This is a genomic window from Planctomycetaceae bacterium, assembly GCA_041398785.1.
GTDB lineage: Bacteria > Planctomycetota > Planctomycetia > Planctomycetales > Planctomycetaceae > JAWKUA01.
In genome coordinates, this window is the sequence record JAWKUA010000006.1 from 356,400 (window position 1) to 362,806 (window position 6,407).

General features: G+C 60.6%; 7 protein-coding genes. All 7 read right to left on the reverse strand.

The genetic code is table 11. The features are described 5' to 3' along the window. Positions 1-18: 18 nt before the first annotated feature. A complete protein-coding gene (locus tag R3C19_09835; GenBank protein MEZ6060651.1) occupies positions 19-627 on the reverse strand; it encodes a hypothetical protein in 609 nt (202 codons plus the stop codon). A gap of 55 nt (positions 628-682) precedes the next feature. Then, positions 683-814, reverse strand: coding sequence for a hypothetical protein (locus R3C19_09840; protein MEZ6060652.1), 132 nt, complete (start codon positions 812-814; stop codon positions 683-685). A 182-nt stretch (positions 815-996) separates the two neighbouring features. After that, positions 997-1,995 carry a Gfo/Idh/MocA family oxidoreductase gene (locus R3C19_09845; protein MEZ6060653.1) on the reverse strand — a complete coding sequence of 333 codons (999 nt, stop codon included), beginning with the start codon at positions 1,993-1,995 and terminating at the stop codon, positions 997-999. Between the two features lie 132 nt (positions 1,996-2,127). Continuing rightward, complete coding sequence (locus R3C19_09850) at positions 2,128-2,889, reverse strand: aldolase/citrate lyase family protein (protein ID MEZ6060654.1); 762 nt, start codon at positions 2,887-2,889, stop codon at positions 2,128-2,130. 165 nt (positions 2,890-3,054) lie between these two features. Next, positions 3,055-4,356: a TRAP transporter large permease gene (locus R3C19_09855; protein MEZ6060655.1), complete on the reverse strand. Its 1,302-nt coding sequence runs from the start codon at positions 4,354-4,356 to the stop codon at positions 3,055-3,057. A gap of 2 nt (positions 4,357-4,358) precedes the next feature. Beyond that, positions 4,359-4,847 carry a TRAP transporter small permease gene (locus R3C19_09860; protein ID MEZ6060656.1) on the reverse strand — a complete coding sequence of 163 codons (489 nt, stop codon included), beginning with the start codon at positions 4,845-4,847 and terminating at the stop codon, positions 4,359-4,361. Continuing rightward, entirely contained in the window at positions 4,847-5,908 is a 1,062-nt protein-coding gene (locus R3C19_09865; GenBank protein ID MEZ6060657.1) for a TRAP transporter substrate-binding protein, read from the reverse strand. Before R3C19_09865 ends, R3C19_09860 begins: the two co-directional genes overlap by 1 nt. Positions 5,909-6,407 lie beyond the last annotated feature (499 nt).

Consider the following 6,407-nt stretch of genomic DNA (forward strand, 5'->3'; position numbering starts at 1 on the left):
ATCGGCGCTCGAATTTCGTCATGCAACTTCATGGCCGCTTCGGAGTTGCCGTCCGACAACGGTCGTTCTGCACACAACACGCAGCCGCTTTCGGCAATCGCTGAACGCACAGCTTCGTTCGCTGTTGCCAGTGACTGGCGGAGCGTTGTCGTTGCGCTTCGTTTCAATTCGACGAGTGCCACAGCGGCGGCCGCAGCGACTTCGGCATCCGTGTCCACGAAGCCGGCCGGTCAGCTGATCCACGGCATTGGCATCGCGGCGAACACCGATCGAATTCAGCATTCCGACCAGCAGGCGGCCTTCCAGCGAATCAGCGGCGTCACGCAATGCTTTATCGGAAGCCTCACCAGGAATGGCCTCCAGCGCGATCCGCGACCACGATGACAGTTGCGGATCGGGAAGCAGCTTCGCCAGGTCGGCCACGGCCGCTTCGGTGCCATGAATCGCAAGGTTCTTGCAGGCAATGGCTTTCTCAGCGGACGGCGCGTCGGAGCGGAGCACGGCCAGCAGTTCCGCTTCCTTTGTTGACGAAGCGGCGTCGTCCGCGGCGAACATCGTCGAAGCGCTGATTGTGGAAACGCCGACCGCCAGGGTCAGCATCGTTAGAGAGATACGGAGTGTTTGCATGAGTTGAGTCCGAAAAGTGTATGGTGTCCGAGCGAAGAGATTTCGCGCCGGGGAATCAAGCCACAGGAAACGTGCGATCTACACTCGCCACGGTTTCCCGCAGGGCCTCAGACCGCAGGCGGTTGGCTTCTTCGTCGTTGATGAACATGTTGGTTGCGTTGTCGTACTTCACGGTGCGATTCAGCATCCAGCGCGACGTTAGCCGCGTGGCAGGCGATGTGAGCGTTGCAGGCCGCGTCGGCATTGCCTTTCGGCTGACTGAGGTCTTGACACCAGTCCAGGAAATCGCGAACGTGGAACGTCGCCGGATAACCGCCACCTCGACTTGCCGGCCAGCCAGTTCGGAGAACTCAGCACCAGCTTGCGCTGTCACCCGCTTCGGCCAAGCCGGTTTCGCCTTCGAACCGCACAGGACACGAACCCAGCGGAATCCAGCCGGTTTCGCGGAAGATCAGTTCGATGCCGCTTTCGTAGCGCGACCAGGTGGCCGTCCTTCGGTGCGTTGTATTCGACGGGAGGCGGACGGTCTCCGACCGCCCACTGGCAGAGATCGACGCAGTGCGAGCCCCATTCCAGAACACCGCCGCCGTTGAAGGCACCGACGAAACCGCCGCCCTTTTCGAAGTTGAAACCATCCAGCAGCGCGGGGTTGTACGGACGCCACGCGGCCGGCCCCAGATACATGTCCCAGTCAACAACGTCGGGATCAGGCGCGGCTTCTGCCGGCAGCCAGCCGCTCATCAGAGCCTGCATCCCGGCCGGATGAGCATAGACCTTCTTCAGTTTGCCGAGCTTTCCGGTGCGGGCCAGCTCGCAGGCAAATGCGAAGTGCGGAAGATTGCGCCGCTGAGTTCCCGCCTGGAAAACGCGACCGGTTCGCTTCATGGTGTCGGCCAGAATGAGACTCTGGCTGATGTTCTTGGTGACCGGTTTTTCGCAGTACATGTCCTTACCGGCACGAGCCGCAGTCATAGCTGCGGTGGCATGCCAGTTCGGTCCGGTCGCGATCAGCACGGCGTCGATGTCACTGCGATCAAGCAGTTCGCGGAAGTCGCGATACATCGCGCAGTGTTCGTTGCCGTATTTGTCGTCGGCGATTTTCTTGACGGCGATGCGGCGTTTTTCCTTCACGTCGCAGACCGCGATGAACTGGACATCCGGCTGTTCCAGAAAGCAGCCGAGGTCGTACGTGCCGCGATTTCCGATCCCGATGCCTCCGACGACAACGCGTTCGCTGGGAGCGACTGCACCATCGCGGCCCAGCGCCGAACTGGGAATGATGGTCGGCGCCAGAACGGCGGCACCCGCCGCGCTGACGGCCGATTGCAGAAACCGACGCCGAGGAAGTTGCGTGATCTGTTTCGTCATGCCTGGACTCCTGAACGGGTGAGGCGCTGGCTCGACGGAACAGAGGTCGGCCCGCCAGCAGCGCGTGTCGCATATGACGGCAGCATAACCTTGCGCGCAGCCGCACGCCACGTACCGACGTTCACAGGAGCGTCACTTCGTCATCGCTCTCAGCGACTTCAGAGTGCTTCCGGCCGCGCCGGCCAGCAGCAGCGTGTCGACACCGGCGGTGATCAGCGTGCAACCGCGTTCGACCCAGGACTGAACTGCGTCTGCGGAAATCGCGAAGCAGCCAACGGCGACATTGGCCTTCAGACATGTCGCGATTATATGGTCGACAGCCGCAACAACGTCGGGGTCGTCCACCTGGCCCATCTTCCCCATGCTGGCGGCCAGATCGTACGGACCGAGCTGCACTCCATCGATTCCCTCGACCTGGACAATGGACTCGATGTTGTCGACAGCCAGCGCGTGTTCGGCCTGAACAATCACGGCCACGCTGTCGTTCGCCGATTCGACGTACTGCTGAAACCGAAGTCCGTAGCCCTGCGCGCGAGCCAGTCCGACTCCGCGCGAACCGGCGGGTGAATATCGTGACCAGCGCACAACATCAGCGGCCTGGTCCGGCGTATTGACCATCGGCACGATGACACCGGCCGCGCCGATGTCCAGAGTTCTCTTGATGGAAGCTTCCGACGCCGCAGGTACGCGAATGACGCACGCCAGACGGTGACTGACCGCCTGCAGGATTCTCAGCAGATCCGGCGTTTCCAGAGGACCATGCTCACCGTCGATAAACAGCCAGTCGAATCCGATTTCAGCGAAGATCTCCGACACGGCGGGGGTGCTGAGCGTCACCATCGTGCCCAGCAGCGGTTCACGATTTTTCAGTCGGGAGCGAAACGAGGAATTCATGTCGCGCGGATCCGGGGAGGAAAAAGAAACTGCCGTTCAAAGCAGCCGGTCATTTGCATGGTCACGGAACGAAACGCGGGATCGCATCTGTCGAGTTTGTGGTTCACACACAGATCGGTGACACGGCGGAGGTCCGTGAAAAGCGATCTGTCTGAACCGGCGGCACTACAGAAACTGGGGCACGACAAGCTTCGGCAGAAACAACACAATCTCCGGAAAGAGCACCACCGCAGCCAGCAGGACCAGCATTGGCAGCAGAATAACAGCAACGTCCCGCAGCGCCTCAACGACGCGGATCTTGCCGAGCGAACAGGCGATCAGCAGACACAGTCCATAGGGCGGCGTCACCAGACCGACGGCCAGCGAAATCACGCCGATGATCGCAAAGTGAATCGGGTGCATTCCGGTTCCTTCGGCCAACGGCAGCAGCACGGTCCCCAGGATGATGATGGCGGGAATTGCGTCAATGAACATGCCGACAAACAGAAACGAAAGAGCGACGATGCCACCCGTCGTCGCAACGTTCGTGTTCCAGCCGGACATCACTTCGACAAGCGCCTGAGGAACGCGGAACCAGGCCAGCAGCGAACCGAACGCCGAAGCAGTCCCGATGCAGAACAGGGATATTGCGGCCAGCCGCGCTGATTCGTAAAGGATCTCGGGAAACTGTTTCACGGAAATCGAGCGATAGACGGCACCGCCCAGAATCGCCGAGTAGATCACGGCGACGACGGAGGCTTCCGTCGGTGTAAACAGCCCGGCGACAATTCCCCCGACAATGATGACCGGTGTCACCAGCGCCAGCGACGACTTCGCCAGAGCCTGCAGGAACTCCTTCAGTGATGCCCTGCTGTACGTCGGATAGCCTCGCGTTTTTGCATACACCAGCACTGTCCCCATCATGCTGACAGCAATCAGAATTCCCGGCACAACACCGGCGATGAACAATCCGCCGATTGACACAGACATCAGACCACCCCAGACGATCATCAGGATGCTGGGCGGAATGATGACTCCCATCACCGAGGAACAGGCTGTGATGGCAACGGAAAATTCGGCGTCGTAACCCTGCTTCTTCATCGCCGGAATCATCAGCGCACCGATGCCGGCCGCATCCGCTGTCGACGAACCGGAGATTCCCGCGAACAGCATGCTGACCATCACATTCACGTGTCCCAGACCTCCCGGCAGATGACCGACGGAAGTCGTCGCCAGCCGGACCAGCCGTTCGGTAATGCCGGCGGAATTCATCAGGTTGGCGGCCAGCAGAAAGAATGGAACAGCCAGCAGAATAAAGCTGTTGTACGACTTCCACATCTCGTTGATCAGCAGCACGGGAGTCAGCCGCTCGTCAACCAGAATGACCGGGATGCACGCCAGCCCCAGCGCGAACGCAACCGGAACCCGAATCACGATCAAAACGGCAAACGTCCCGAACAAAACCATGGCCGCTTCGCCAGGCAGCATCGTCAGGCTCCCGGCTCAGGGCGCACGATCACGCGGACGTCGAAGACAATCTTTTCCGCAAGAAACAGCAGCCACGTCACGCCCGCCAGCGGAAACGACACGTAGATGCTCAGCATGTTGATGCCGCTCATTTCTGAATTCTGCAGCCAGCCGAATTCCGCAAAGTCGTAGCCGTACCACGTAAAGATCACTGCCAGCACTGCCATTGCCAGATGCACGATCAGCCGCCCCACGCTGATCTGGCGATGCGTTTCCGGGCGGGGCAGCAGGTCGACGTCAAAGTGGGTCCCGTCGCGGACCGCGATCATCGAACCCAGCATGATGATCCAGACAAAACAGAACCTGGCGGCTTCCTCCGTCCAGATGTACCGCGGCACGGCGTCGACATAGCGAGAAATGATCTGCAGCAAAACGGGAACAATCATGACCGCCATCAGCACCGTCATGACGATCTTCAGCACAAGGCAATAGCCGTTCAGCAATCGCGTCATCAGCGGCTGTCTCCGGAAGCGGACTCGACAGCGTTGACGCGGGCATACACCTCGTCGGCACCGATCTCTTTCGCGTACGCCGCCTTGACAGGTTCCGCGAGGTTCAGCAATTCATCCCGCTGTGTGAAGGGATGCAGCCGCAGCTTTCCTTCCGCTTCCATCGCCTGCAGGACTTCCGAGTCTTCAGTGGATTCCAAGTGACGGCCGTACGCGCCCGCTTCGCGCCCGGCGCGAAGAATCGCCGACTGCAGATCCGGGGGCAGCCGGTCAAAGGTCTTGCCGCTGAAGCACAGCGGCCGGACAGTGATCGCGTGCCGAGTCAGTGAGATTTCCGGGCCGACTTCATAGAACTTCATCTGCCGGATTCCGGCCGCTTCGTTTTCCGCCGCGTCAATCACGCCCGTCTGGATCGCGTTGTAGATCTCGCTGTACGAAATCACGGTCGGCGACGCGCTGATTGCCTGAAAGATCCGAGTCTGAATCGGAGCCCCCATGACTCGCAGAGTCAAACCCTTCAGATCGGCCATCGTCGTGACCGGCCTGTTGACGATCAGATTGCGCGTGCCGCCGCCGGCGTAACCGATAATCATCACATCGGCCTTCCGTCGAACTTCATCGACGATCGGCTGAAACGCGTCACTTTCCAGAACCGCGTTCCAGTGGTCCAGGTCGCGGAACAGAAACGGCATGTCCATCAGCGGAGCCGCATCGGAAAACGTCGACATGTGCGCCGGCGAAACGATGCCATAGTCCACCGACAGGCCCTGACTCATGTACGCGAAATAGTCCTTCTCCAGTCCCAGTTCACTGTTCAGATACACTTCAAACTCAACAGGTCCGTCGTAGTACTCCTTCACCAGTTCCTCGAACCTGCGAATGGTGCGCGTGAATGCGTGCTTCTCGTCGAACTGGGACGCGCCCCGCAGCGTGATCGTCTCCGTCGATCCACCAACCCCGCTTCCTGCGCCTTTGTTTCGGTGACTGCCGGAGCGCAGCACCAACACGGAGATGCCGACGGTCAGCAGCGCCGCCAGCAGAACGATGAGTGCGGTGGATTTCATGCGGGGACAGTCGCCAGAGGCTCAAGCGGATCAAAGGGCGCCTGACAGACTATCACCGTTTGCCGCCACTGCCAAACCGAGCCACTGCCAAACTGAGCCGCTGCCCGGGCGATGTCACCGGTTCAAGCCGCAGACAGTTCCATGCCGTCGCGAACGACCGGCGACGGAGCCCACGAGTCAGCTCAACGATGGTCCGTCATGGAATAGCCGCGCCGATTAGCAACCGCGAGACCGGCGCCGGAACGAACCGGACGGCGGGGCGACGTGACGCGCAGACTTTCAGGCACGGTGCGCATCCGACGTGCCGCGCGCGGGGCCGTGATGTTCGACGAACCGCAGCTTTCGACACTTCGTGCGCCGTCGCCAGCGGTGACTTCAAATGACGCCAGCCAGTTCCTGCAGCAGACGCCAGTTTTCAAGCCGGTCTTCCATAGCGCGAATCAGAACTTCCGACGGGTTGCCGTCACTGTCGAAGTGTTTGGCGAAGCGGCCTTCGCTG